The sequence below is a fragment of the Phenylobacterium montanum genome (genome assembly GCF_018135625.1).
In the GTDB taxonomy this organism is placed as follows: domain Bacteria; phylum Pseudomonadota; class Alphaproteobacteria; order Caulobacterales; family Caulobacteraceae; genus Poindextera; species Poindextera montana.
In genome coordinates, this window is record NZ_CP073078.1 from 3,788,204 (window position 1) to 3,813,115 (window position 24,912).

Consider the following 24,912-nt stretch of genomic DNA (forward strand, 5'->3'; position numbering starts at 1 on the left):
GAGCCCCTTTCCCTCGATCCTAAGGCAGAGCGTCTGACTTAAGCGTCTTCGCGCATCCGTTTCTTGCGGAAGCTCGGGTTCAGCACCGCCTTACGCAGGCGGATGGCCTTGGGCGTCACCTCGACCAGCTCGTCCTCTTCGATATAGGCGATGGCCTGCTCCAGGGTCAGGCGGCGCGGCGGGGTCAGCTTGACGGCTTCGTCCTTGCCCGAGGCGCGCACGTTGGTGAGCTGTTTGGCCTTCATCGGGTTGACGTCCAGGTCGTCAGCGCGGCTGTTCTCGCCGATGATCATGCCCTGATAGGCCTTTTCGCCCGCGCCCACGAACATGGTGCCGCGCTCTTCCAGGTTCCACAGGGCGTAGGCCGCCATGTCGCCGTCGGAGTTGGAGACCAGGACGCCGTTGCGGCGGCCCTCGATGGCCCCCTTGTGCGGCTCATAGTGCGAGAAGATGCGGTTCAGGACGCCCGAGCCGCGGGTGTCGGTCAGGAACTCGCCCTGATAGCCGATCAGGCTGCGCGAGGGGCTGACCAGGGTGATGCGGGTCTTGCCGGCGCCCGAGGGGCCCATGTCCTTCAGCTCGGCCTTACGGGCCGACAGCTTTTCGATGACCACGCCGGAATATTCGTCGTCGACGTCGATCACGACTTCCTCGATCGGCTCCAGCCGCTCGCCGTTCTCGCCGGTCTGGTAGACCACGCGGGGACGGCTGATCGAAACCTCGAAGCCTTCGCGGCGCATGTTCTCGATCAGAACGCCCAGCTGCAACTCGCCGCGCCCGGCGACCTCGTAGGCGTCCTTGTCGGCGGTTTCGCTGACCTTGATGGCCACGTTGGATTCCGCCTCGCGCAGCAGGCGCTCGCGGATCACCCGGCTCTGCACCTTGTCGCCGTCGCGGCCGGCCAGGGGGCTGTTGTTCACGGAGACGGTGATGGAGATGGTCGGCGGGTCGATCGGCTGGGCCGGCAGGGCCTCGGTGACCTCCATGGCGCACAGGGTGTCGGCCACGGTGGCCTTGGAGAGGCCCGCGACCGCGACGATGTCGCCGGCTTCGGCTTCCTCGATCGGCTGGCGCTTGAGGCCGCGGAAGGCCAGGAGCTTGGTCACCCGGCCGCGCTCGACCTCCTTGCCGTCGCGCGACAGGGCATGGATGGCCATGCCGGGCTTGAGCACGCCCGCGTCGACGCGGCCGGTCAGCAGGCGGCCCAGGAACGGATCGCTCTCGATCAGCACCGCCAGAACCGCGGCCGGCTGGTCGTGACGCGCCTCGGCGGCCGGCGGGGGCACGTGCTCGACGATCAGGTCATAGAGCGGCGCCAGGCTCTCCTGCGGATCCTTCATGTCCACCACCGCCCAGCCCTGCTTGCCCGAGGCGTAGAGGTGCGGGAAGTCCAGCTGCTCGTCGGTGGCGCCCATGGTGGCGAACAGGTCGAAGGCGTCGTTCAGCACCCGGTCCGGGTCGGCATGGGCGCGGTCGACCTTGTTCAGGACCACGATGGGGCGCAGGCCCATCTTCAGCGCCTTGCCCAGCACGAACTTGGTCTGGGGCATGACGCCTTCCTCAGCGTCGACGAGGAGGACGCAGCCGTCCACCATGCCCAGAATCCGCTCCACCTCGCCGCCGAAGTCGGCGTGGCCGGGGGTGTCGATGATGTTGATGCGGGTCTCGCCCGCCTTGCCGTGCCACAGGACCGAGGTGCATTTGGCGAGAATCGTAATGCCGCGCTCGCGCTCCTGGTCGTTGGAGTCCATGGCCCGCTCGACCGTCGCCTCGTTGGCGCGGAACACGCCGGACTGGGCCAGGAGCTGATCCACCAGAGTGGTCTTGCCGTGGTCGACGTGGGCGATGATGGCGATGTTACGGAGCGACATGGGAGGGGGTAGGCCTTTGGGAGGAGGGGCGCGGGGCTTTTACGTGACGGCGGGCCGAATAGCCAGCCGTACCGCCGGGGACCCGGCGGCCGCTTAAACCCCTGGGGAGTGAAATGAATTCGAATTGTGCGGCGCAACATGCGCGTTTTGTCGCGGTCTAGGCCTAAAGGCTTAGGAAATCAAGGATTCTGGCGGCCGAGGGAGAAAAACTGCGCCTCACCTGTAAAATTGCGCTTGATGAATTGTGCGCTGCACCGTATACCAGAGCTGTGAAACGTCCCTGACGTTTCTGCCCTTCCTGGGCGTTTCCTCCCTATAAACTTGGCCGCGCTGTCTAGCGCGGCCATTTTTTTGGCCGCGCCCCGCGGAGACGGGACAGGTTCTCAAGCGCCCTTGCGCGCCCGCCATTGTTCGCGGGTCTGGCTCCAGATCTCGACCGGATCGTCTTCGTAGGGCGGCGGCAGACGGCCCGGCCGGCGGGTGGTCGAGCCAAGCCGGATCGCGACCCTCTGCGAGGCTTTATTCTGCGGGTCTATGGAGTGGATCACCTCGCTCCAGCCTAGATGTTCGAAGGCCCATTCGATCGCGGCCGCTGCGCCTTCGGTGGCGTAGCCCTTGCCCCAGGCCTCGCGGACGATGCCCCAGCCCACCTCGGTTCCGGGCCAGCCCTCGGGGACCCAGGGGCCGAGGCGGCCAATCCAGCGCCCAGTGTCCTTTTCGATCACCGAGAACATGGCGAAGCCCTGGATGGTCCAGGCCCCGACCACGGATAGGAATCCGCGCCAGGCCACGGCGCGCGGCTGGGGTCCGCCGATGAAGCGCGTGGCCACCTCATCGGCCATGAAGTCCGCCCAGGGCTCGAAGTCCTCCGCCATGGTGGGGCGGAGGATCAGTCGGGCGGTCTCGAGCGTGGGGCCTATTTCCCTGGGCCTTATTTTAGCGACGGCTCGATCCCCTTACAGGCTTCCATCAGGCCCTTCACCGAGTCGACCGACTTGGCGAACATGGCCTTTTCCTCGTCATTGGTCGGGAATTCGATCACCCGCTCGACGCCGCCGGCGCCGATCACCGCCGGCACGCCGACATAGAGGCCCGACAGGCCGTACTGGCCGGTCAGGTGCACGGCGCAGGGCAGGACCCGCTTCTTGTCCTTCAGGTACGAGGTGGCCATGGCGATGGCGCTTTCGGCCGGGGCGTAATAGGCCGAGCCGGTCTTCAGGAGGGCCACGATCTCGCCGCCGCCGCCGCGGGTGCGCTTGACGATCCCGTCCAGCTCTTCCTGGGTCATGAAGCCCTGGTTGACCAACTCGGGCAGCGGCAGGCCGCCGACCGTCGAGTGGCGCACCATCGGCACCATGTCGTCGCCGTGGCCGCCCAGGGTCCAGGCGTGGATGTCCTCGACCGAAACCCCGGTCTTCTCGGCCAGGAAGTAGCGGAAGCGGGCCGAGTCCAGGACGCCGGCCATGCCGATGACCTTGTTGTGCGGCAGGCCCGAAAACTGCTGCAGCGCCCAGACCATGGCGTCCAGGGGGTTGGTGATGCAGATGACGAAGGCGTTCGGGGCGTGGGCCTTGATGCCCTCGCCGACGGCCTTCATGACCTTGAGGTTGATGCCCAGGAGGTCGTCGCGGCTCATGCCGGGCTTGCGCGGCACGCCGGCGGTGACGATGCAGACGTCGGCGCCGGCGATGCCGGCATAGTCGTTGACGCCCTTCAGGGCCACGTCCGTGCCGAACACCGGCGTGGCCTCGGCGATGTCCAGCGACTTGCCCTGGGGAATGCCCTCGACGATGTCGAACAGGATCACGTCGCCCAGTTCTTCGCGCGCCGCGACGTGGGCGAGGGTGCCGCCGATCATACCGGCGCCGATGAGGGCGATCTTCGCACGAGCCATATTGGGGGCCTCCGGGGCTATTCAGGTGCTTGCGGGGAGAAACTGGCCTGCGGTCTAGCCCCCAAGTCGGGCGCTCGCAAGCGGTGGACAGATGATCGGCGCCGCTCGCCAGGGCCGTCCGGCCCTGCTATGGGGCGCCGCCCTCGGGCGAAGGCGTTTCCGCCAAGGCCGCCCACCGGGGTCGATGCACCCAATCTGGAGTCCTAGTGTGGACAAGTTTTCGATCGCGCCGGATTTCCTGCGCACGTCAAAGCCCCTGGCGTCCCTGGCGCTCTGCGAGGCGAGGCTGCAGGCCGACGCCCGCTGGCCGTGGATCGTCCTGATCCCCCGCCGCTTCGGCGCGCGCGAAATCGAGCACCTGAAAGCCGCCGACCGCGCCCAGCTGATGGAAGAGGTAGTGCTGGCCGGCGCCGCCGTGCGGGCCATCGGTTCAGCCCTCGGCCGCCCGGTGGAGAAGCTGAACGCCGGCATGCTGGGCAATATCACGCCCCAATTGCACGCCCACGTGGTCGGCCGCCGCGCCGACGACGCCGCATGGCCCGGCCCGGTCTGGGGCGCGGGCGAGGCTGTGGCCTATGACCCGGCCGATCTCGCCCATGCCCTGGAAGCCGCTCAGCTGGTGCTGGGCGGGGTTGCGGTTCGAGGGGAATAGCGGTCGCCCGGCGCACCATGCCCTACTTGGAGGTCGTCATCGCAGTCCGAGTTCAAAATGCCGCTCACGCCCTGAACCTCAGCGCCTCCACCAGCAGGGCGAACGCCGGTGTCGGTTGGCGGCGGCTCGCATAGTAGAGGTGATAGCCGGAGAACGGCGGGCACCAATCTTCGAGGACTCGCGCCAGGCGGCCGTCGGTCAGCGGATCCTTGACGTGATCCTCCAACACGAACGCCAAGCCCAGCCCCGCGCAGGCCGCCTTCAGGATCAGCCGGGTCTCATTGAAGATCAGCTGCCCTTCCACCCGGACATGCAGTTCGCGCCCCTCCTTCTCGAACTCCCAGGCATAGAGGCCGCCTAGGGTCGGGAACCGCAGATTGATGCAGTCATGGCCGGTCAGATCGTGCGGCGTGTGCGGCCGCTCATGCCGCTCGAAATAGGCTGGCGCGCCCACCACGGCCATGCGCAGGTCCGGGCCGATACGGACCGCGATCATGTCCTTGTCGACCTGTTCGCCCAGGCGCACGCCGGCGTCGAAGCGATCGGCCACGATGTCGCGAAAGCCGGTGTCCACCGAAAGCTCGACGTTCACGTCCGGATAGTCGGGCAGCAGCCGTTCGAGCACAGGCCACAGGACGGTCTCAGCGGCATGTTGGCTCGTGGTGATGCGAACCGGACCGGCCGGCTTGTCCCGCAGTTCGGTGACGGCGGCAAGCTGGGAGCCAATCTCATCGAAGGCGGGCCGCAGGTTGGCCAGCAACCGCTCGCCAGCCAGGGTCGGCGCAACGCTGCGCGTCGTGCGGGTCAGCAAGCTCAGACCCAGCCGGGTTTCGAGGCGGCGGACCGTCTGGCTCACAGCCGACTGCGATGACCCAAGGCGGGCCGCAGCGCGCGTGAAGCTGCGCTCCTCCGCCACCACGAGAAAGGTCGTCAGGTCGCCCAGGTCCTCGCGGCGCATTGATTAGTCCTGCTGATAGGTTCATGCGCATCTTAGCGTCTAATCGGCGCCTCGCGCGCGTCCTACCTTGTGCTCCGCAGACGAAGGAGCCGACATGAACAAGCGCAAGCTCGGAACACTCGAGGTTTCCGCCCTCGGATATGGCTGCATGGGCCTTTCCTCGGGCTACGGCGAGCCGACGCCCGCCGCCGAGGCCATCGCGATGATCCGCGCCGCGTTCGACCGCGGGGTGACCCTGTTCGACACCGCCGAAGCCTATGGCCCGTTCGCCAACGAGGCGCTGGTGGGCGAGGCCGTGGCGCCGTTCCGTGACCAGGTGGTGATCGCGACCAAGTTCGGGTTCGACATCGACCTAGAGACAGGCGCTCGAACCGGCGGGCTGGACAGCCGTCCCGAGCATATCCGGGCCGTAGTCGATGCAATGCTGAAGCGGCTGCGGACCGACCGCATTGACCTTCTCTATCAGCACCGTGTGGATCCGGCGGTTCCGATGGAGGATGTCGCCGGCGCGGTGAAGGACCTGATCGATGCCGGTAAGGTGAAGCATTTCGGGCTTTCGGAAGCCAGCCTGGCCTCGATCCGCCGGGCCCACGCGGTGCAGCCGGTCACGGCGCTGCAGAGCGAATACTCGCTGTGGACCCGGGATGTGGAAGCGAACGGCGCGCTCGCCCTGTGCGAAGAACTGGGCATCGGCTTCGTGCCGTTCAGCCCGCTAGGGGCCGGCTTTTTGACTGGGAAGATCGACACCACCACCGAGCTTGCGCCCACCGATTTCCGCTCGATCTCGCCGCGCTTCGCCGCCGACGCACGCGCCGCCAACATGGCCATGGTCGAGCTTCTCAAGCAGATCGCCGGCCGCAAGCAGGCCACGCCAGCGCAGATCTCGCTCGCTTGGCTGATGGCGCAGAAGCCGTGGATCGTGCCGATCCCGGGCACGACCAAGTTGCATCGCTTGGAGGAGAACCTTGGCGCCGACCGGGTCGAACTCACGCCCCGGGACCTCGCCGCCATCGACGAAGCGGCCTCCAAGATCAGCATTCAGGGCGCGCGCCTGCCGGCGGCCGTGCTGGCACAGACCAATCGCTGAGCGGCCTCTACGGCCGCTCCAGGAACACGATCGTCGTCGCCCCGACCTCGGCCAGCTCGCCGATCCAACCGCCGTTGGTCTCGGCGTGCAGGATCGCCTGCATGGGATGGGCCGCGTCCCGCTCGTGGAAGCTGATCACCAGCTTGTCGCCGTCGCGGACGACCTGATCCACCACCCCGTCGCCGCCCAGGGCGCCCTCGCGGCGCAGGTCGCGCCAGGCGCCCTCGATCTGGGGGCGGGCGGTGTCGCTGGTGCGGGGTGAAGGCTTTTCGCCTGGATCGGTCAGTTGGAAATCGAACAGCGGGACACCGGCGGCGTCGCTGAGCCGCCAGCGGCCGTCGAGCGCGCCCTGGCGGGCCTCGGCCGAGGCGTAGGCCTGGTCGACCGTGGTTCCCTTGGCGTCGTCGGCCAGGGGTTCGGGCGGCGGCGCATCCTCGCCGGCCTGGGGCGGCGCCGGCGCGCCCGGCGCGCCCGGCTGCAAAGGTGACGGCGGCGGTTGGGTCTGGGTCGCTGCGGGCGGCGTCGTCGCGGGCGCGGCGTCCGGCTGGGCGGCGCCGAGGGCCAAGGCGAGCGCTGCGCCGGCCGGGTGCATCAGCGGACGGCTTCCCGCGCAGTGATCGCCTCGGCGCGGGCGACGAGGGCCTCGGCCTGGGCCAGGTGCAGGCGCTCGGCCAGACGCCCCTCGACCCGCAGCGCGCCCTTGCCGCCGTTTTCGGGTACGTTGAAGGCGGCGATCACCGCCCGCGCCCACTCGACCTCGCCCGGATCGGGGCCGAAGACGCGGTTGCAGGCCTCGATGTGGCTGGGATGTATGATGGTCTTGCCGTCGAAGCCGAAGTCGGCGCCCTGGCGGCAGGCAGCCTCCAGGCCCTCGAGATCGTCGATACCGTTGAACACGCTGTCCAGCAGGGTCAGGCCGTAGATGCGGCCGGCGGCCACCGCCAGGGTCAGGACGGCCAGGAACGGCTCGCGCCCCGGGGTCTGACGGCAGTTCATCTCCTTGGCGAGGTCGTTGAGCCCCAGGCAGAAGGCGCGAAGGCGGCTGGCCTGAGCCATGGCCGCGATCGGCTCCAGGGCGAACACCGCCGGGCAGGTCTCGATCATGGCCCAGAGCTCGGTTTTCGCCGGCGCAGCCGCGAGCGCCGCGTCATAGGCGGCGATGTCGGCCGGTCCCTGGATTTTGGGGACCACCACCGCGTCCGGCCCCGCCCGCGCCGCCGCCTTCAGGTCTTCCTCGCCCCAAGGGGTGGAGAGGGCGTTGCATCGGATCACCACCTCGCGCTGGCCGAAGCCGCCCGCCTGAACGGCGGCCACCGCCTGGGCGCGGGCCTCGGCCTTGGCCTCGGGGGCGACCGCGTCCTCCAGGTCCAAGATCACCACATCGCAGGCCAGGCCCTTGGCCTTTTCGATCGCCCGCGCGTTTGAGGCGGGCATGTAGAGGACGCTGCGGCGAGGGCGATGGCTGCTCATTTCCGGTCTCCATCCCGCCTGATTTCGGCCGCGGCTTGCACACAGGATCAAGCGTCAGCGGCGCGGGGTGTCAACCCGGCGCCGGAAGGGTATAGGCTTGCGCAGAGTAGTGATAAGCGTGCGCCGGCGCCGAGCGTCGGCGCCCTTGATTCGGGGACCTTCGGGCCGGCCAATCCCTCGCCATGACGTCAGATTCCCCTTCCCAGGAACCGCATAGCCTTGAGTCCGCCCCCGAACAGCCGGGGCGGAATGGCCATGACCGCTTCGTATTCCACGACCCCTCCGGCAAGCGGGCGCGGCGCGCCGGCCAGTTCGGCGGACTTCTGCTGTCGCTGCTGGCGGCGATCGTCGCCGGATTCCTGGCCACATTGGCTTTCGCCCCGCGCCTGCCCACCATCGAGATGCAGGACCCCCGAGTGCTGCAGGGCCTGCATCAGGAGACGGCCAAGCGCTTCCTGAAGGGGGCCAAGCCGGCCTGGACCCGGATCATCCAGCGGCCGCGGGCGGCGGCGACCAACAAGGCCATCCGGCCCCTGACCGTCGGCTTCTATGTCAGCTGGGACGCCGAGGCGCGCCAGTCGCTGAAGGATCATGCGAGCCAGCTGGACGTGGTGGCGCCGCAATGGATCGCCCTGCACGACGCCCAGGGCGACGTCGACCTCACCGACGACGCCGAGGCCATGTCGGCGATCGCGGCGCAGCAGAAGCCGCCGGCGATCATGGCGGTGGTGCACAACGCCCACGAGGCGATCTTCGACACCGCCATCGGCGACGGGATTATCCTGAACAAGGGCGCCGAGGACAAGCTCCTGGCCACGCTGGTGGTGCAGGCCGCCAAGCACAACTACGCCGGCTACTGCTTCGACCTGGAGAACCTGTCGCCGAACGCCATCGCCGCCTATCCGGCCTTCCTGCGCCGCGCCAAGGCCGCGCTGGCCCCGCACAAGCTGGAGGTCTGGGTCACCGCCCCGTTCGACGACGAGGATCAGCCATTCCGCGCCCTGCAGGACGCCACCGACTCGCTGGTGCTGATGGCCTATGACCAGCACTGGAGCACGGGCAGCCCCGGCCCGGCCGCCGGCCAGGACTGGTTCGAAAAGAACCTCGACCTGCGCATGTCCAAGCTGGATCCGGAAAAGACCATCATGGCCTACGGCTCCTACGGCTATGACTGGGCCGCGCGCGACGCCTCGGGCCAGGGCCGGGCCGACGTGATCGACTTCCACGAAGCCATGCAGATCGCCCGGGATTCGTCGGCGACCATCCGCTACGACGACGACGCCCTGAACCCGACCTTCAGCTACACCGACGAGGACAACGGCGGGATCAAGCACACCGTCTGGTTCCTCGACGCCACCACCCTGTTCAACCAGGTCAAGGTCACCGACCCCTGGCGGGTGCGCGGCTACGCCATGTGGCGCCTGGGGGCGGAAGACCCCGGCATGTGGAGCATCCTCGGCAAGCCGTATGGCCAGGTCGATTCCTCCAACCTGACCCGGATCAGCACCGGCCAGGGCGTGGATTTCGACGGCACGGGCGAAGTGCTGCACATCACCGCCACCCCGACCCTGGGCCACCGCAGCCTGACCTTCGACCCCGACACCGGGCTGATCGCCGACCAGAGCTACGACAAGCTGCCCAGCGCCTACGAAATACAGCGCTACGGGGCCAAGAAGGGGCTGGTGGCCCTGACCTTCGACGACGGGCCCGACCCGCGCTGGACGCCCAAGATCCTGCAGATCCTGAAGGACAAGGACGCGCCGGCGACCTTCTTCGTCATCGGCATGAACATGCAGAAGCACCCCGAGCTGGTCGAGCGCGAGGTGCGCCAGGGCATGGTGGTGGGCAACCACACCTATACCCACCCCAATATCGGCCTTCTGCCCGTGCCGGAGACCGACCTGGAGCTGAACGCCACCCAGAGGCTGTTCGAGGTGATCACCGGCCGGTCGATGCGCTTCATGCGTCCGCCCTACTTCGGGGACGCCGAACCATCGACCCCGGCCGAGGTCGACCCGCTGGTCGACGCCCAGAAGCTCGGCTACCTGATCGCCGGCCTGCGCATCGACCCGGACGACTGGAAGAAGCCGGACCCGGCCCTGATCGTGCAGCGTTCGCTGGCCCAGCTGGCCGATCCCGGCACCATCGACCGGCCGCCCGGCCAGGTGATCCTGCTGCACGACAGCGGCGGCGACCGCAGCCGCACCATCGAGGCCCTGCCCAACCTGATCGACCAGCTGAGGGCCCACGGCTACCGCCTGGTGAGCCTGGCCGAACTGGCCGGCATGCCGGTCGAGCAGGGCAATCCGCCGACCCAGCGCCAGTGGCTGGAGCTGACCCTGGACCGGCTAGGCTTCGGCATCTTCCGCGAAGTGAATTTCGCGCTGGAGGCCCTGTTCATCACCGCCATCACCCTGGGCATGTTGCGGCTGGTGTTCCTGGCGGTGCTGGCCCTGGTTCACCGCTTCCGCGAGGGCGGGCGCGAGCCGAAGGAGCTGGACCCCGAAACCGGCCCGCTGGTCAGCGTGCTGATCCCCTGCTTCAACGAGGAAAAGGTGATCGCCGCCTCGGTGGCGCGGATCCTGGAATCCCGCTGGACCCGGCTGGAGGTGCTGGTGCTGGACGACGGCTCGTCCGACGGCACCTCGGCCGAGGTCGAGAAGCATTTCGCGAGCGACCCGCGCGTGCGGCTGATGCGCTTCCCCAATGGCGGCAAGGCCCTGGCGCTGAACCGGGGCTTGGACCAAGTCAAGGGCGAGATCGTCGTGGCCCTGGACGCCGACACCCTGTTCCCGCCCTCGACCATCCCGCGCCTGGTGCGCTGGTTCGCCGATCCCAAGGTGGGGGCGGTGGCCGGCAACGCCCTGGTGGGCAACCGGCGCAACATCGTCACCCGCTGGCAGGCCCTGGAATACGTCACCGCCCAGAACCTGGAGCGGCGGGCGCTGGCGGCCCTGGGCGCGGTGACCGTGGTGCCGGGGGCGGTCGGCGCCTGGCGGCGCGCAGCCCTGGAGCAGCTGGGCGGCTATCCCGCCGACACCCTGGCCGAGGACCAGGACCTGACCATCGCCGTGCAGCGCGCCGGCTGGCGGGTGGAGTTCGACCCCGACGCTAGAGCCTATACTGAGGCGCCCGAAACCGTGCAGGGCCTGCTGAAACAGCGCTTCCGCTGGTCGTTCGGCACCCTGCAGTGCATCTGGAAGCACCGCGAGGCCACGTTCAGCAGGAAGCGCCCGATCCTGGGCTTCGTCGCCCTGCCGCAGATCTGGCTGTTCCAGATCGTCCTGGCCACGGCCGCGCCGCTGGTGGACCTGGCGGTGGTCTGGAGCCTGATCGCCGCCGGCCTCGACCACGTCTTCCACCAGGCCGAGGCCGAGACCGACAGCCTGGTGCGCTCGCTGCTCTACTGGGCGGTGTTCATCTTCGTCGACCTGTCGGCGGCGGCGCTGGGCATGGCGCTTGAAAAGCGCGCGCCGTGGCGCGAGCTGCCCTGGCTGCCGGTGCAACGCTTCGGTTATCGCCAGCTGATGTATTATGTGGTGCTGAAGGCGGTGATCACCGCCGTCCGCGGCCCGATCGTCGGCTGGGGCAAGCTGGAGCGGCGGGCGACGGCGGCGGTGGAAAGCCATACCTGACCACCCATTGGGCGGAACGCGGATATGTCGGTTTTGAAACCGCTTTCCGCCGCGTTCTGGCGTTGCCCTCCCGGGACGGGGCGCCTATAAGGCCCCCGATCCGAAGTGGCTCCTCACGCCCTTCCGCCCAGCGACGGGACCCCATGAATATCCACGAGCATCAAGCCAAGGCCGTCCTCAAGGAGTTCGGCGTTCCTGTTCCGCGCGGCCAGGCCGCCTTCAGCGTCGACGAGGCGGTCAAGGCCGCCGAGGCCCTTGGCGGGCCGGTCTGGGTGGTCAAGGCCCAGATCCACGCCGGCGGTCGCGGCAAGGGCGGCGGGGTCAAGGTGGTCAAGTCGCTGGACGACGTGAAGGCCGAGGCGACCCGCATGCTGGGCATGACCCTGGTCACCCACCAGACCGGCCCCAAGGGCCGCATCGTCCGCCGCCTGTATATCGAGGAAGGCGCCCAGATCGCCCGCGAGCTCTACCTGTCGCTGCTGGTGGACCGCGAGACCAGCTGGGTCTCGGTGGTCGCCTCCACCGAAGGCGGCATGGACATCGAGGAGGTCGCCCACAAGACCCCGGAAAAGATCGCGACCTTCTCGATCGACCCGGCCACCGGCGTGTTCCCGCATCACGGCCGCAAGCTGGCCAAGGCCCTGGGCCTGAGCGGCGACCTCGGCAAGCAGATCGGGGCGCTGCTGCCCAAGCTCTATGCCGCCTTCGTCGCCAAGGACATGGCGATGCTGGAGATCAACCCGCTGATCGTCACCGGCTCGGACGAGCTGCGCGTCCTGGACGCCAAGGTCAGCTTCGACGACAACGCCCTCTATCGTCACCCGGACGTGCGCGAACTGCGCGACGAGACCGAAGAGGACGAGAAGGAGATCGAGGCTTCCAAGCACGACCTCTCCTACATCGCCCTCGACGGCGAGATCGGCTGCATGGTCAACGGCGCGGGCCTGGCCATGGCGACCATGGACATCATCAAGCTCTACGGCGCCGAGCCGGCCAACTTCCTCGACGTCGGCGGCGGCGCCTCCAAGGAGAAGGTCACCGCGGCCTTCAAGATCATCACTGCCGACCCCAATGTGAAGGGGATTCTGGTCAACATCTTCGGCGGCATCATGCGCTGCGACATCATCGCCGAGGGCGTGGTGTCGGCGGTCAAGGAGGTGGGGCTGAAGGTTCCGCTGGTGGTGCGCCTGGAAGGCACCAATGTCGATCTCGGCAAGAAGATCATCAACGAAAGCGGATTGAACGTCATCGCGGCCAACGACCTGTCGGACGGCGCCGAGAAGATCGTCAAGGCGGTTAAGGGGGCGGCGTAAGCGTCATGGCGATTCTGATCGACAAGAACACCAAGGTCATCGTCCAGGGCATGACCGGCGCCCAGGGCACCTTCCACACCGAACAGGCCCTGGCCTACGGCACCCAGATGGTCGGCGGCACCTCGCCGGGCAAGGGCGGCTCGACCCACATCGGCCTGCCGGTGTTCGACACCGTCGGAGAGGCGGTCGAGGCCACCGGCGCCAGCGCCAGCGTGATCTACGTCCCGCCGCCGGGCGCGGCCGACGCCATCCTGGAAGCCATCGACGCGGAAGTGCCGCTGATCGTCTGCATCACCGAGGGCATCCCGGTGGCCGACATGGTCAAGGTCAAGCGCGCCCTGTCGGGCTCGAAGTCGCGGCTGATCGGCCCCAACTGCCCGGGGGTCCTGACCCCCAACCAGTGCAAGATCGGCATCATGCCGGGAAATATCTTCAAGGCCGGCTCGGTGGGCGTTGTCTCGCGCTCGGGCACGCTTACCTATGAAGCCGTGTTCCAGACCACCCAGGTCGGCCTCGGCCAGACCACGGCGGTCGGGATCGGCGGCGACCCGGTCAAGGGCACCGAGTTCATCGAGGTCCTGGAGATGTTCCTGGCCGACCCTGAGACCAAGTCGATCATCATGATCGGCGAGATCGGCGGTTCGGCCGAAGAAGACGCTGCCGAATTCATTAAACAATCCAAGGTTAAGAAGCCGATGGTCGGCTTCATCGCCGGCCGCACCGCGCCGCCGGGACGCCGCATGGGTCATGCTGGCGCCATTATTTCGGGCGGTAAGGGCGGCGCCGAGGACAAGATCGCGGCCATGGAGGCGGCGGGAATACGGGTTTCACCTTCGCCGGCCAAACTCGGCGAAACTCTGGTAGAGGTGCTGAAAAGCGCCTGACGTTAGGTTAAGTAGGGCGGCCGCGCTCAGCTCCTTATCCAGAAGCTCCGCGGCGTAACGCCGGGAAACGGAGACTATGGCGGACGACTCCAGCATCGCCCCGGGGCGATTGAACCAGGTCCTCAGCGCGACCTCGTTCCTCTACGGCGGCAATGGCGCCTTCGTGGAAGACCTCTACGCTCAGTGGGCGCAGAACCCGGCCTCGGTCGAGCCTTCGTGGCGGGCCTTCTTCGCCTCGCTGCGCGACCAGACCGACGAGGTGAAGCGGGCGGCGGAAAAGCCGAGCTGGACGCCGAATAGCATCGCCCCCTCCCGCCCCGACTGGCTGTCGGCCATCGACGGCCTGTGGCCCGCGGTCGAGGCCAAGCTGGCGGTGAAGGCCGCCGAACGGGCGCCGGCCGCCGACGCCGACGCAGTCCGCGCCGCCACCCTGGATTCCCTGCGCGCGATCATGATGATCCGCGCCTACCGCATGCGCGGCCACCTGGCCGCCAATCTCGACCCCCTGGGCCTGGCCGAGAAGGAAGACGCCAGCGAACTCGATCCGGCCAGCTATGGCTTCGCCGAGAGCGACTATGACCGGCCGATCTTCCTCGACTATGTGCTGGGCCTGGAAACCTCGACCATCCGCGAGATCCTGACCATCCTGCGGCGCACCTACTGCGGCGACGTGGGCGTGCAGTACATGCACATCTCCAGCCCCAACGAGAAGGCCTGGCTGCAGGAGCGGATCGAAGGCCGCGACAAGGAGATCGTCTTCACGCCCGAGGGCAAGATCGCGATCCTGAAGAAGCTGATCGAGGCGGAGACCTTCGAACGCTTCCTGGCCAAGCGCTTCCCCGGCACCAAGCGCTTCGGCCTCGACGGCGCCGAGGCCACGGTCCCTGCGCTGGAGCAGATCATCAAGCGCGGCGGCGCCCTGGGCGTGAAAGACATCGTCATCGGCATGCCGCACCGCGGCCGCCTGAACGTGCTGGCCGCCGTGATGGGCAAGCCCTATCACATCATCTTCCACGAGTTTCAGGGCGGCTCGTCCCTGCCCAGCGACATCGAGGGCTCGGGCGACGTCAAGTACCACCTGGGCGCCTCGTCGGACCGAAGCTTCGACGGCAACAGCGTCCACCTGTCGCTGACCGCCAACCCCTCGCACCTGGAGATCGTCAACCCGGTGGTGCTGGGCAAGGCGCGGGCCAAGCAGGCCTTCCTGCTGCGGGACGACCCCAGCGCCGGCCGCGGCCATGTGATGCCGCTGATCCTGCACGGCGACGCCGCCTTCGCCGGCCAGGGCGTGGTGGCCGAGTGTTTCGCGCTGTCGGGCCTGAAGGGCTATCGCACCGGCGGCACGGTGCATTTCATCGTCAACAATCAGATCGGCTTCACCACCAACCCGCGCTATTCGCGCTCCAGCCCCTATCCGTCGGACTCGGCGCTGATGGTCGAGGCGCCGATCTTCCACGCCAACGGCGACTCGCCGGAGGCGGTGGTGTTCGCCGCCAAGGTCGCTACCGAGTACCGCCAGAAGTTCGGCAAGGACGTCGTGATCGACATGTTCTGCTACCGCAGATTCGGTCACAACGAGGGCGACGACCCGACCATGACCCAGCCGCTGATGTACGCGAAGATCAAGCCGCATCCATCGACCCGCGAGCTCTACGCCCAGCGGTTGGTGGGCGAGGGCGTGGTCACCCAGGCCGAGGTCGACGCCCTGGTCGCCGACTTCGAGGCCTTCCTGGAAGCCGAATTCGACGCCGGCAAGACCTATCAGGCGGACAAGGCCGACTGGCTGGACGGCAAGTGGTCGAGCATGGGCGCCGCCGAGGGCGAGGAGCGCCGCGGCGCCACCAGCGTCCCGCTGCAGAAGCTGAAGGAGCTGGGCGGCAAGATCACCGTGATCCCGTCGCGCATCAACGGCCACAAGACCGTCAAGCGCGCCATCGACGCCCGCCACGAGGCGATCGCCAAGGGCGAGGGCATCGACTGGGGCACGGCCGAGCACCTGGCCTTCGCCAGCCTGCTGGACGAGGGCTATCCGGTGCGCCTGTCCGGCCAGGACAGCGTGCGCGGCACCTTCGTGCAGCGCCACTCGGACATCATCGACCAGACCAACGAGGAGCACTACACGCCCCTCAACAACATCCGCCCCGGCCAGGCCCATTTCGAGGTGATCGACTCGGCCCTGTCGGAAGAGGCGGTGCTGGGCTTCGAATACGGCTTCTCGCTGGCCGACCCCAACACGCTCACCCTGTGGGAGGCCCAGTTCGGCGACTTCGCCAACGGCGCCCAGGTGGTTGTCGACCAGTTCATCTCGTCCGGCGAACGCAAGTGGCTGCGTATGTCCGGCCTGACCATGCTGTTGCCGCACGGCTACGAGGGCCAGGGGCCGGAGCACTCCTCCGCCCGCCTGGAGCGATACCTGCAGCTCTGCGCCGAAGACAACATGCAGGTCGTCAATTGCTCGACCCCGGCCAACTACTTCCACGTCCTGCGCCGCCAGATGCACCGGCCGTTCCGCAAGCCGCTGGTGATCATGACGCCCAAGTCGCTGCTGCGGCACAAGAAGGCGGTCTCGCACCTTTCGGACATGGCCGAGGGCTCGTCCTTCCACCGCGTCCTGTGGGACGATGCGGAGCTGAACCGCGGCCTGACCACGCTCAAGCTGAAGTCGGACAAGGATATCCGCCGCGTGGTCCTGTGCTCGGGCAAGGTCTATTACGACCTGCTGGACGCCCGCGAGGCCGAGGGCAAGGACGACGTCTACATCCTCCGCCTTGAGCAGTTCTATCCCTGGCCGATGCGGTCCCTGACCACCGAGCTGAACAGGTTCGCCAACGCCGAACTGGTCTGGTGCCAGGAGGAGCCCAAGAACATGGGCGGCTGGACTTTCGTCGATCCCTGGCTGGAGCTGACCCTGGCCCGGATGAAGATCGCGGCCAAGCGCGCCCGCTATGTGGGCCGCCCGGCCTCGGCCTCGACCGCCGCCGGCCTGATGAGCCGCCATACCAAGGAGCTGAAGGCCTTCCTCGCCGAGGCCCTGGCCGAGTAGCGGCGCCCGCTTAAAGCCTGTTCGAGATGAGACCGGGGGGCTAATAGCCCCCGACCAAGGAGCACGACCCGATATGACCGACATCATGACCCCGGCGCTCGGCGAATCCGTCACCGAAGCGACCGTGGCCCGCTGGGCCAAGAAACCCGGCGAGGCGGTCAGGAAGGACGAGGTCCTGGTCGAGCTGGAGACCGACAAGGTCTCGCTGGAAGTGGTGGCCCAGGAGGACGGCGTCCTTTCAGAGATCGCCTTCGATGAGGGCGCGACCGTGACGCCCGGCGCCGTGCTCGGCCGCATCTCCGCCGGCGGCGCGGCCGCAGCCCCGGCCAAGCCGGCCCCGAAGGCCCCTGAACCCGCGCCGTCGCCCGCCCCGGCAGCGCCTGCACCGACTCCCGTCGCCGCCGCCCCCGCACCGGCCGCCTCGGCCTTGCCGCTGTCGCCCTCGGTGCAGCGCATCGTCGCCGAGAACAGGCTCGACCCGGCCGCGATCGCCGGCAGCGGCAAGGACGGTCGCATCACCAAGGGCGACGCCTTGGGCGCCATCGAGGCGGCGGCGGCGATCCCCGCCGCCGCCCCGGCTCCGACCCTGGTCGCCGCCGAGCCCCGCGCCCTGGCCGACCGGGAAGAGCGGGTGCGCATGACGCGCCTGCGCCAGACCATCGCCCGCCGGCTGAAGGAGGCGCAGAACACCGCCGCCATGCTGACCACCTTCAACGAGGTGGACATGAGCGCGATCATGGCCCTGCGCAATCAGTACAAGGACGTGTTCGAAAAGCGCCACGGGGTGAAGCTCGGCTTCATGAGCTTCTTCGTGAAGGCCTGCATCGCCGCGCTGAAGGACGTGCCGGACGTCAACGCCGAGATCGAAGGCACGGACCTGATCTACAAGAACCACTATGACATCGGCGTCGCCGTCGGCACCGACAAGGGCCTGGTGGTGCCGGTGGTGCGCGATGCCGACGCCCTGAATCTGGCCGGGGTGGAAAAAGCCATCGGCGCCCTCGGCAAGAAGGCCCGCGACGGCCAGCTGGCCATGGAGGACCTGCAGGGCGGCACCTTCACCATCTCCAACGGCGGGGTCTATGGCTCGCTGATGTCGACCCCGATCCTGAACGCGCCGCAGTCCGGCATCCTGGGCATGCACAAGATCCAGGAGCGGCCGATGGTGGTCGGCGGCCAGATCGTGATCCGCCCGATGATGTACCTGGCCCTTTCCTACGACCACCGCGTGGTCGACGGCCAGGGCGCGGTGACCTTCCTGGTGAAGGTCAAGGAACACATCGAAGACCCGCAGCGGTTGCTGCTGGACCTCTGATACCGCTAAGCTCGCCGCCATGGCCCTGGCTGTGGTGGCGACCTTCACCAATCTGCCGGAGGCGCAGGTCGCCGCCAGCGCCCTGCGCTCGGGCGGTATCGACGCCATCGTCATGGACGAGCATTTCGGCGTGGCGATGTGGGTCGAGCAGTTCGCCCTCCAGGGCTTCCGGGTAGCTGTGCCTGGCGACCAGCTCACCGACGCGCGCGCCTTCTTCAAAGAGTTGACGCCGCCCCGGCCGCGCCGCGCGCCGCCGCGCTCCCCTGTCCAGAAGGCTGCGGGCGCTGGCTGGCGCCTTGGCTCCGTGCTCACAGCCTTCTTTCTGTTCCCCTATGCCGGCTGGCTGATCGTCGGCGCCGCGCATCGGCGTCCGAAAGGATCCGTCGCCGCGATGCTGACGGGGACCTTGCTCGTGGCTGGAGCCGCCATCGCCGCCATTCTGCTGCTCCGCCTGCTGATGGGGCTGTTTCCCAACCTCGCCGCGCCACCCTATTGAACGTCGGCTGGCGCACACGTATCTACGTCTTGTATCTACAAAAGCGAGGCGTCCCATGCCCGGCGTCAAGGAAGAGGGCCGGCCCTTCGAAGGCGAGCCTGCCCGCGCCAAGCTGTTCCAGCATGGCGGCAGCCAGGCGGTGCGCCTGCCAAAGGCGTTCCGGTTCGAAGGAACGGAAGTGTCGATCCGAAAGGAAGGCGAGGCCGTGATCCTGGAGCCGGTTCCGCCGAAGCGGAGGCGACCCCGTACGAAGGAAGAGATGGAAGCGTTCTGGGCCGAACTCGACAGCTATGGCGACGCTGATTTCCCGGATCGGGATCAGCCGCCGCTTCAAGAGCGCGACTGGTGGTGACGCTCGCGCTCGACACCAACGTCATTGTCGACATCGTCCGCGCCAGGAGTGCTGCAGTTCGTAAGCGTTTCGACGCGGCTGTGCTGGGCGACCAGAGGCTGGTGGCGTCACTGGTCGTGCTGCACGAACTGGAATTCGGTTGCCTGAGACACCCAAAGCCTGACGCCGAACGCGTCAGGGTGCGTTTCGCGCTCAACGATATCGACTTGGAACCGTTCGACGAGACCGACGCGATCGTCGCCGCCAAAGTACGCGCAGACCTGGCCAGGATCGGACGGCCGATCGGCGCGTACGACCTGCTGATCGCTAGCCAGGCCCTGGCGCGCGACTGGACCCTCATCACCGCCAACACCCGCGAATTCAGCCGCATCGAGGGCCTGAAGGTCATCGACTGGAGCGTGGTCTGATTGAGCGGAATGCGGGCGGAAAACCGCTTCGCACTTTTCCTCATCCCGCTCTAAGGCTAGACGACAGCCGCGCTTTTCGAAGAGGATTTGCACACATGGCCGCTTACGACGTGGTGATCATCGGGGGCGGGCCCGGCGGCTACAATGCGGCGATCCGCGCCGGGCAGCTGGGGCTGAAGGTCGCCTGCGTCGAGGGGCGCGCGACCCTGGGCGGCACCTGCCTCAATGTCGGCTGCATGCCGTCCAAGGCGCTGCTGCACGCTTCGGAGATGCTGGAAAGCGCCCAGAAGGACTTCGCAGGCCTGGGCATCGACGCGACCGTGGCCCTGAACCTGCCCAACATGATGAAGCAGAAGGACGACAGCGTCGGCCAGCTGACCAAGGGCATCGAGTTTCTGTTCAAGAAGAACAAGGTCGATTGGATCAAGGGCTGGGGCAAGATCGCCGGCGCCGGCAAGGTCGAGGTGGCCGGCGGGGACGGCCAGGCCACGACGCTGGAAGCCAAGAACATCCTCATCGCCACCGGCTCCGAGCCTTCGCCGCTGGCGGGGGTCGAGGTCGACCAGAAGCGCATCGTCGATTCCACCGGCGCCCTGTCGCTGCCGGAGGTTCCCAAGAGCCTGGTCGTCATCGGCGCCGGCATCATCGGCCTGGAGCTGGGCTCGGTCTGGCGCCGCCTGGGCGCCCAGGTGACGGTGGTGGAGTTCCTCGACCGCATCTGCCCGGGCATGGACGAGGAGACCGCCAAGACTTTCCAGCGCTCGCTGACCAAGCAGGGCATGACCTTCAAGCTGGGCGCCAAGGTCACCGGGGCCAAGACCTCCAAGTCCGGCGTCAGCCTGTCGGTCGAGCCGGTCAAGGGCGGCGAAGCCGAGACCCTGACCGCCGACTACGTGCTCTTGGCCATTGGCCGGCGGCCCTACACCCAAGGCCTGGGACTGGAGAGCGTCGGCATCACCCCCGACAAGCGCGGCTTCATCGAGACCGACCATTTCAAGACCTCCGCGCCCGGCGTCTGGGCCATCGGCGACGTCACCCACGGCCCGATGCTGGCGCACAAGGCCGAGGACGAGGCGGTGGCGGCGATCGAGGTCATGGCCGGCAAGGCCGGGCACGTGAACTACGACGTCATTCCGGGCGTGGTCTATACGCACCCCGAGGTGGCCTGGGTCGGCAAGACCGAGGAGGAGCTGAAGGCCGCGGGCGTCGCCTACAAGGCCGGCAAGTTCCCCTTCACCGCCAATTCCCGCGCCAAGATCAACCACGAGGCCGAGGGCTTCGTGAAGGTGCTGGCCGACGCCAAGACCGACCGGGTGCTGGGCGTGCACATGATCGGCCCCCAGGTCGGCGAGATGATCGGCGAATACTGCGTGGCCATGGAGTTCGCCGCGGCCTCGGAAGACGTGGCCCGCACCTGCCACCCGCACCCGACCCGTTCCGAGGCCCTGCGCCAGGCGGCCATGGGCGTCGAAGGCTGGACCATGCAGGCCTGATCCTTCAGGCGTGCGGATGAGCCTTGGAATAGGCCGCCAATAGTCCGGCCGCATCCACGTCGGCATAGCGCTGGGTCGTGGACAGCGAGGCATGGCCGAGGAGTTCCTGGATCGCCCTCAGGTCCGCGCCGGCGCCGAGGAGGTGGGTGGCGAAGCTGTGCCTGAGGGCGTGCGGCGTCGCGCTGTCGGGCAGGCCGAGCCGGCCGCGCAGGCGCTGCATCAGGGCCTGGGCGTGGCGGGGGCTGTAGGGGCCGCCGCGGGGCGCCCGGAAGAGGACGTCCTTGGGGCCGAGCGCGAAGGGCTGGGCGGCGGCATAGCCGGCGATGGCCTCGCGCACCACCGGCAGCACGGGAACCAGCCGGGTCTTGCCGCCCTTGCCGGTGATGCGCACCGTCTCGCCCAGGGGCGTATCGGCGAGGGTCAGGGACAGGGCCTCGGAGATGCGCAGGCCGCAGCCCCAGAGCAGGGTGATCAGGGCCCCGTCGCGGGCGATCTCCCATTCCGGCAGGTCGCTGTCGAAGCCCGCCTCCTCGATCAGGCCGTTGGCCTGGTCCTCGCTCACCGGCCGCGGGACGCCCTGGGGCAGGCGCGGGCCGCGCACCAGGGTCACGGCGGCGTTGGGCGTGTCCAGCCGCCGGTCGAGCCAGCGATGGAAGGCGCGGATGGCCGACAGGGCCTGCGATACGGACCTCGGCCCCAGCCCCTTCTCGCCGCCACGCCGAAAGGCGAGGTAGGCGCGAAGGTCGCCGCCCGACACCTCCGCCAGGCCCGGAAGGCTCAGCGCGCCGCCCTGGTGCTGTTCGAGAAAGACGATGTAGGCGCCGACACAATCGCCATAGGCGCGGACCGTCCGCGGCGAAGCGCGGCGCTCCTGTTCCAGATAGGTCAGCCAGGCGGCCAGGGCCTCCCGCGCGGTCTTTACAGCACCGGCCATCGCTCGGCCGTGCGTTCGACCACCCGGGCCAGGAACGAGACCAGCTCGGTCCCCATCTGCGGCAGAAAGCCGACCGGATCGGAAGAGCCGAACACCAGGACGCCCTCACGGGCCGGGTTCCAGAGGGCCAGGCGCACCATGGCGGTGCTGGCGATCTGGTCGGCCTGGTCGCCGAACAGGGTCTTGGCCGCCAGCACCGGTCCCATGCGCGCCGGGCCGGTCAGGCCCAGCAGCTCATCGACAGCCCCGCCCCGCAAGGCCTTCCATCCGGCCGGCACCCCGCCGGGACCTTCCAGCCCGACCACCCCCGCCACCAGGCCGAAGCGCAGGCGGGCGGTCTCGTCCACGCGCCGGGCCAGGTCGGCGTGGTTGCGCGCCTCCAGAAGGTCGATCACCGCTGCATGGGTCTGGGCCTGGGCGGCGAAATTCGCCCGCGCGGTCACCTCCAGGTGACGGCGCGCCGCCTTTTCCCGAGACTTGTCTGCCGAGAGGCGCGCCAGGGCCGCGGGGCCGAACTCGATGATGTTGTCCGCGCGTAGCCAGAGGCCGAGCACCGACAGCAGATCGGCATCGCCGCGGATCAGGTTCGGATGCTCGCGCAGGAAGGCCGAGACCACCTTCCAGTCCTTCGCCAGGGCCTCTTCCAGCTTGGCCTTGGCCGCATCCGTCGGCGTCTTCGGCTGCTCGCTCACGACCCCTCTCACCCCCAACTCGAACCCGCCGTCCCGTATGGCGCCCGGGATGGTTAAGAAGCGATTCACGCCGTTCTCGAATCGCTCGCGAAGAGCGGCGCAAATCTGCTCTAAGCTCCCTCGCCATGCCGAGAGTCGCAAGCATCCTTCTGCCCCTGCCGCTGCCCGAGGCGTTCGACTACGCCGAGCCGGAAGGGATGGATCTGGGCCTCGGCGACATCGTCGTGGCGCCCCTCGGCCCCCAGCGGCTGATCGGAGTGGTGACGGGCCTGAAGGAGGGGGCCGGGCACAACCGGCCGCTGAAGCCGGTGTTGGACCGGCTGGCCGAACCGCCCCTACCCAAGAACACCCTGGCCTTCATCCAATGGGCCGCGCGCTACAGCGTCGACGCCCCAGGCGCGCCCCTGGCCATCGCCCTGCGCGGCGCCCGCGCGCCACGGCCGAAGCCACAGCGGCTGTTGTTCGCCACCGGCGCCGCGCCGGCCCGCGCGACGCCCGCGCGGGCGCGCGTGCTCGAGGCCGCGACCGGCCCCATGAGCGCCACCGCCCTGGCCGAGGCGGCCCAGGTCTCGGCCTCGGTGCTCAAGGGGCTGGTTGACGAAGGCGTCCTGGAAGCGCGGCTGGTCGAGCCGGAAACGCATTTCTCGACGCCCGATCCGGACCACAAGCATCCGGCCCTCAACCCCAGTCAGGCGGCGGCGATGCAGGTGCTTGCGGGCCTGGCCGAGGCTGGTGGATTCCAGGCGGCCTTGCTGGACGGGGTCACCGGCTCGGGCAAGACCGAGGTCTATCTGGAGGCGGTCGCCCAGGTGCTGGCCCAGGACCCGGCGGCCCAGGTCCTGGTCTTGCTGCCCGAGATCGCCCTGACTCAGGCGGTGATCGCCCGCTTTACCGACCGTTTCGGCGCCGCCCCGGCCGAGTGGCACTCGGGCATCACCCCGGCCCAGCGGCGGCGAGCGTGGGAAGGCGTCGTCTCGGGCGAGGCGCGCATCGTCATCGGCGCCCGCTCGGCCCTGTTCCTGCCCTTCGCCCGCCTGCGCATGATCGTGGTCGATGAAGAGCACGACGGCTCCTACAAGCAGGAGGAAGGCTTCATCTACCAGGCCCGCGACCTGGCCGTGGTCCGGGCCAAGATCGAGGGCGCGCTGGTGGTGCTGGCCTCGGCCACCCCCTCGCTGGAAACCCTTTGGAACGCCGAGGCCGGGCGCTATCGCTGGCTGCGGCTGACCGACCGGCATGGGATCGCGGAGCTGCCCGAGGTCTCTCTGGTCGATCTGCGCGAGACCCCGCCCGAGCGCGAGCGCTGGCTTTCGCCGCCCCTGATCAAGGCCCTGGCCGAGACCTACGCCAAGGGCGAACAGAGCCTGCTGTTCCTCAATCGCCGGGGCTATGCGCCGCTGGTGCTCTGCCGGGCCTGCGGCGAGAAGCTGACCGCGCCGGACACCGATTCCTGGCTGGTCGAGCATCGCTACACCGGCCGGCTGATCTGCCACCTGACCGGCTTTTCCATGAAGAAACCCGAGGCCTGCCCCCACTGCGGGGCCAAGGACAGCCTGGCCTCGATCGGTCCCGGGGTGGAGCGGGTCGAGGAGGAGGCGCGCGAGTTGTTCCCCGAGGCCCGCATCGCCGTCTTCTCCTCCGACACCATGTGGGACCCGGAGGCGGCCAAGGCGATGATCGTGGCCATGGAGGCGGGCGAGATCGACATCCTGGTGGCCACCCAGGCTGCGGCCAAGGGTCACAACTTCCCGAACCTGACCCTGGTGGGCGTGGTCGACGCCGACCTGGGCCTCAAAGGGGGCGACCTGCGCGCCGCCGAACGCACCTTCCAACTGCTGGCCCAGGCCGGAGGGCGGGCCGGGCGGCATGAGCGGCCAGGCAGGGTGCTGCTGCAGACCTATGCGCCGGAGCACGCGGTGATGCAGGCCCTGGCGGCCCAGGACCGCGACGCCTTCGTCGCCGCCGAAATGGAGGCGCGCCAGCTCTCCGGCCTGCCGCCCTATGGTCGGCTCGCGGCGATCATCCTGTCGGGTCCAGATGCGGCCGCACTGGACGCCTTCGCCCAGGGCCTGGCGGCTGTGGCGCCCAATGCCGAGGGGATCGAGATCTACGGCCCGGCCGACGCGCCCCTGGCCCTGGTGCGGGGCCGCCGGCGCAAGCGGTTCCTCATTCGCGCGGATCGCAAGGTGGATCTGCCGGCCTTCCTGGCGGCGTGGCGGGCCAGGGTGCGGGTTCCCGGCTCGATCCGCATGACCATCGACGTGGACCCCTACAGCTTTCTCTAAAGCCGGATGCCGTAACGGCAGGGACCTAAGCTGCGGGCTCTATTGGCCAAAAGGCCTGGATTCCGTCGGTTGCGGCGCCGAAGAACGCGTGCTATCAGGCGCGCGGCTTCGGGCTGGGGGCTCTGAGTACG

At 68.5% G+C, this 24,912-nt stretch carries 20 protein-coding genes; 12 read left to right on the forward strand and 8 right to left on the reverse strand.

What is annotated here, in order from left to right:
- Positions 1-38: 38 nt before the first annotated feature.
- From typA to mdh, 3 genes are all read right to left on the reverse strand, one after another.
- Positions 39-1,871 (reverse strand): translational GTPase TypA, encoded by a 1,833-nt coding sequence (gene typA / locus KCG34_RS17160; protein WP_211936844.1) that lies wholly within the window; start codon positions 1,869-1,871, stop codon positions 39-41.
- 383 nt (positions 1,872-2,254) lie between these two features.
- Entirely contained in the window at positions 2,255-2,746 is a 492-nt protein-coding gene (locus KCG34_RS17165; protein WP_211936845.1) for a GNAT family N-acetyltransferase, read from the reverse strand.
- A 56-nt stretch (positions 2,747-2,802) separates the two neighbouring features.
- Positions 2,803-3,765 (reverse strand): malate dehydrogenase, encoded by a 963-nt coding sequence (gene mdh / locus KCG34_RS17170; protein WP_211936846.1) that lies wholly within the window; start codon positions 3,763-3,765, stop codon positions 2,803-2,805.
- A gap of 208 nt (positions 3,766-3,973) precedes the next feature.
- Between mdh and KCG34_RS17175 the strand changes: the two genes are divergently transcribed.
- A complete protein-coding gene (locus tag KCG34_RS17175) occupies positions 3,974-4,417 on the forward strand; it encodes an HIT domain-containing protein (protein ID WP_211936847.1) in 444 nt (147 codons plus the stop codon).
- Positions 4,418-4,481: 64 nt separating this feature from the next.
- Here KCG34_RS17175 and KCG34_RS17180 read toward each other — a convergent pair whose 3' ends face one another.
- On the reverse strand, positions 4,482-5,375 hold the full coding sequence (locus KCG34_RS17180; protein ID WP_211936848.1) for a LysR family transcriptional regulator: 894 nt from the start codon (positions 5,373-5,375) through the stop codon (positions 4,482-4,484).
- A 94-nt stretch (positions 5,376-5,469) separates the two neighbouring features.
- Here KCG34_RS17180 and KCG34_RS17185 point away from each other — a divergent pair, with 94 nt between their 5' ends.
- Entirely contained in the window at positions 5,470-6,462 is a 993-nt protein-coding gene (locus tag KCG34_RS17185; RefSeq protein WP_211936849.1) for an aldo/keto reductase, read from the forward strand.
- Positions 6,463-6,469: 7 nt separating this feature from the next.
- Here the strand turns inward: KCG34_RS17185 and KCG34_RS17190 are convergent, their stop codons facing one another.
- Positions 6,470-7,054: a hypothetical protein gene (locus KCG34_RS17190; protein ID WP_211936850.1), complete on the reverse strand. Its 585-nt coding sequence runs from the start codon at positions 7,052-7,054 to the stop codon at positions 6,470-6,472.
- Positions 7,054-7,932 carry an HpcH/HpaI aldolase/citrate lyase family protein gene (locus tag KCG34_RS17195; RefSeq protein ID WP_211936851.1) on the reverse strand — a complete coding sequence of 293 codons (879 nt, stop codon included), beginning with the start codon at positions 7,930-7,932 and terminating at the stop codon, positions 7,054-7,056. Before KCG34_RS17195 ends, KCG34_RS17190 begins: the two co-directional genes overlap by 1 nt.
- Before the next feature lie 182 nt (positions 7,933-8,114).
- Between KCG34_RS17195 and KCG34_RS17200 the strand changes: the two genes are divergently transcribed.
- The 9 genes from KCG34_RS17200 (at position 8,115) to lpdA (ending at position 20,870) form a co-directional block, all read left to right on the forward strand.
- Entirely contained in the window at positions 8,115-11,567 is a 3,453-nt protein-coding gene (locus KCG34_RS17200) for a trifunctional glycoside hydrolase family 18/polysaccharide deacetylase/glycosyltransferase family 2 protein (protein WP_211936852.1), read from the forward strand.
- Between the two features lie 143 nt (positions 11,568-11,710).
- Positions 11,711-12,880, forward strand: a complete 1,170-nt coding sequence (gene sucC / locus KCG34_RS17205; RefSeq protein ID WP_211936853.1) for an ADP-forming succinate--CoA ligase subunit beta — start codon at positions 11,711-11,713, stop codon at positions 12,878-12,880.
- A 5-nt stretch (positions 12,881-12,885) separates the two neighbouring features.
- Positions 12,886-13,764, forward strand: coding sequence for a succinate--CoA ligase subunit alpha (gene sucD, locus KCG34_RS17210; RefSeq protein WP_211936854.1), 879 nt, complete (start codon positions 12,886-12,888; stop codon positions 13,762-13,764).
- A 76-nt stretch (positions 13,765-13,840) separates the two neighbouring features.
- Positions 13,841-16,807, forward strand: a complete 2,967-nt coding sequence (locus KCG34_RS17215) for a 2-oxoglutarate dehydrogenase E1 component (protein ID WP_211936855.1) — start codon at positions 13,841-13,843, stop codon at positions 16,805-16,807.
- 73 nt (positions 16,808-16,880) lie between these two features.
- The gene (gene odhB, locus KCG34_RS17220) at positions 16,881-18,122 is read left to right on the forward strand and encodes a 2-oxoglutarate dehydrogenase complex dihydrolipoyllysine-residue succinyltransferase (RefSeq protein WP_211936856.1); all 1,242 of its coding nucleotides are present in this window, start codon (positions 16,881-16,883) and stop codon (positions 18,120-18,122) included.
- A gap of 19 nt (positions 18,123-18,141) precedes the next feature.
- The gene (locus tag KCG34_RS17225; RefSeq protein ID WP_211936857.1) at positions 18,142-18,618 is read left to right on the forward strand and encodes a hypothetical protein; all 477 of its coding nucleotides are present in this window, start codon (positions 18,142-18,144) and stop codon (positions 18,616-18,618) included.
- Between the two features lie 55 nt (positions 18,619-18,673).
- A complete protein-coding gene (locus KCG34_RS17230) occupies positions 18,674-18,970 on the forward strand; it encodes an antitoxin (protein ID WP_211936858.1) in 297 nt (98 codons plus the stop codon).
- On the forward strand, positions 18,964-19,377 hold the full coding sequence (locus KCG34_RS17235) for a type II toxin-antitoxin system VapC family toxin (protein WP_211936859.1): 414 nt from the start codon (positions 18,964-18,966) through the stop codon (positions 19,375-19,377). The genes KCG34_RS17230 and KCG34_RS17235 overlap by 7 nt, the downstream gene beginning before the upstream one ends.
- A 95-nt stretch (positions 19,378-19,472) precedes the next feature.
- Entirely contained in the window at positions 19,473-20,870 is a 1,398-nt protein-coding gene (gene lpdA / locus KCG34_RS17240; RefSeq protein WP_211936860.1) for a dihydrolipoyl dehydrogenase, read from the forward strand.
- 4 nt (positions 20,871-20,874) lie between these two features.
- Here the strand turns inward: lpdA and KCG34_RS17245 are convergent, their stop codons facing one another.
- Entirely contained in the window at positions 20,875-21,804 is a 930-nt protein-coding gene (locus KCG34_RS17245; protein ID WP_211936861.1) for a tyrosine recombinase XerC, read from the reverse strand.
- Positions 21,789-22,496 carry a DUF484 family protein gene (locus KCG34_RS17250; protein ID WP_367576007.1) on the reverse strand — a complete coding sequence of 236 codons (708 nt, stop codon included), beginning with the start codon at positions 22,494-22,496 and terminating at the stop codon, positions 21,789-21,791. Before KCG34_RS17250 ends, KCG34_RS17245 begins: the two co-directional genes overlap by 16 nt.
- 125 nt (positions 22,497-22,621) lie before the next feature.
- On the opposite strand from KCG34_RS17250, the gene KCG34_RS17255 reads away from it, so the two are divergent.
- Positions 22,622-24,781: a primosomal protein N' gene (locus KCG34_RS17255; RefSeq protein ID WP_211936862.1), complete on the forward strand. Its 2,160-nt coding sequence runs from the start codon at positions 22,622-22,624 to the stop codon at positions 24,779-24,781.
- Positions 24,782-24,912: the final 131 nt, after the last annotated feature.

What these genes read in the sequence shown, in the direction of transcription:
- typA (WP_211936844.1), bottom strand. Translation starts at nt 1,871, where the DNA reads ATGTCGCTCCGTAACATCGCCATCATCGCCCACGTCGACCACGGCAAG.
- KCG34_RS17165 (WP_211936845.1), bottom strand. Translation starts at nt 2,746, where the DNA reads ATGGCGGAGGACTTCGAGCCCTGGGCGGACTTCATGGCCGATGAGGTG.
- mdh (WP_211936846.1), bottom strand. Translation starts at nt 3,765, where the DNA reads ATGGCTCGTGCGAAGATCGCCCTCATCGGCGCCGGTATGATCGGCGGC.
- KCG34_RS17180 (WP_211936848.1), bottom strand. Translation starts at nt 5,375, where the DNA reads ATGCGCCGCGAGGACCTGGGCGACCTGACGACCTTTCTCGTGGTGGCG.
- KCG34_RS17185 (WP_211936849.1), top strand. Translation starts at nt 5,470, where the DNA reads ATGAACAAGCGCAAGCTCGGAACACTCGAGGTTTCCGCCCTCGGATAT.
- KCG34_RS17190 (WP_211936850.1), bottom strand. Translation starts at nt 7,054, where the DNA reads ATGCACCCGGCCGGCGCAGCGCTCGCCTTGGCCCTCGGCGCCGCCCAG.
- KCG34_RS17195 (WP_211936851.1), bottom strand. Translation starts at nt 7,932, where the DNA reads ATGAGCAGCCATCGCCCTCGCCGCAGCGTCCTCTACATGCCCGCCTCA.
- KCG34_RS17200 (WP_211936852.1), top strand. Translation starts at nt 8,115, where the DNA reads ATGACGTCAGATTCCCCTTCCCAGGAACCGCATAGCCTTGAGTCCGCC.
- sucC (WP_211936853.1), top strand. Translation starts at nt 11,711, where the DNA reads ATGAATATCCACGAGCATCAAGCCAAGGCCGTCCTCAAGGAGTTCGGC.
- sucD (WP_211936854.1), top strand. Translation starts at nt 12,886, where the DNA reads ATGGCGATTCTGATCGACAAGAACACCAAGGTCATCGTCCAGGGCATG.
- KCG34_RS17215 (WP_211936855.1), top strand. Translation starts at nt 13,841, where the DNA reads ATGGCGGACGACTCCAGCATCGCCCCGGGGCGATTGAACCAGGTCCTC.
- odhB (WP_211936856.1), top strand. Translation starts at nt 16,881, where the DNA reads ATGACCGACATCATGACCCCGGCGCTCGGCGAATCCGTCACCGAAGCG.
- KCG34_RS17225 (WP_211936857.1), top strand. Translation starts at nt 18,142, where the DNA reads ATGGCCCTGGCTGTGGTGGCGACCTTCACCAATCTGCCGGAGGCGCAG.
- KCG34_RS17230 (WP_211936858.1), top strand. Translation starts at nt 18,674, where the DNA reads ATGCCCGGCGTCAAGGAAGAGGGCCGGCCCTTCGAAGGCGAGCCTGCC.
- lpdA (WP_211936860.1), top strand. Translation starts at nt 19,473, where the DNA reads ATGGCCGCTTACGACGTGGTGATCATCGGGGGCGGGCCCGGCGGCTAC.
- KCG34_RS17245 (WP_211936861.1), bottom strand. Translation starts at nt 21,804, where the DNA reads ATGGCCGGTGCTGTAAAGACCGCGCGGGAGGCCCTGGCCGCCTGGCTG.
- KCG34_RS17255 (WP_211936862.1), top strand. Translation starts at nt 22,622, where the DNA reads ATGCCGAGAGTCGCAAGCATCCTTCTGCCCCTGCCGCTGCCCGAGGCG.